The following is a 621-nucleotide window of genomic DNA, read 5'->3' as shown; positions in this document are numbered from 1 at the left end:
GGAGAATGGGCGGTATAGTGAACAGCGACCCGAAGTTGTATTCGACCAGAAAAGGGTTGTCGGCGGGTTGGTCGGCATCTCGTTCGAGCTCAGGGTCATACCCCATCATTTGCGTCAGGTTGCCCTGGGTGTCCAGATCAATAGCGAGCACTTTGAGACCTTTGAACGCCCATTGCACAGCGAGCTCGGCGGCCAAGGTGGTTTTCCCAACACCGCCCTTGGCGGAATAAACGACGACAGTCGCAGGGGGCGAATCCCAAGGAAGAAGGCCTCGACGCCTGCGGAAATCGGCGATATCGAAGACATTGTCGGGATGGAACAGGCGCGGCTTGCGTCCGGAGTCACCACGCTCCAGGTCTAACCCCATGAGGGCGACTGTATCGCGGACGACATGGTCCTTGACGCGCAGCATCTTGGCGACGCTGCCAATCATATATTTGGGCTGCTCGATGAGCGCAAAGTAGTGATCTTCCTCGGTCTGCTTCCAGCCTTGAAGATTCTCGGCGCTATCGGTATTTTCGATGCTTCCTTTCCCCATGTCGTTGACCATCCATTACCTTTGAAAGAAGGTTTTTCTGGATACTAGAAGGGTTAGCGAGCGTGTGTCAATAGATGCGAGGC

At 55.2% G+C, this 621-nt stretch carries 1 protein-coding gene; it reads right to left on the bottom strand.

The window, feature by feature from the left end; translation table 11 throughout:
• Positions 1-550 (bottom strand): AAA family ATPase (locus HAP95_RS12105; RefSeq protein ID WP_215884460.1); only part of this gene is annotated, 550 nt, incomplete at its 3' end.
• Positions 551-621 lie beyond the last annotated feature (71 nt).

The organism is Acidithiobacillus sulfurivorans (assembly GCF_018853815.1).
In the GTDB taxonomy this organism is placed as follows: Bacteria; Pseudomonadota; Gammaproteobacteria; order Acidithiobacillales; family Acidithiobacillaceae; genus Acidithiobacillus; species Acidithiobacillus sulfurivorans.
The sequence above is the reverse complement of the archived record's forward strand: the minus strand, read 5'-3'. Positions and strand labels throughout refer to the sequence as shown.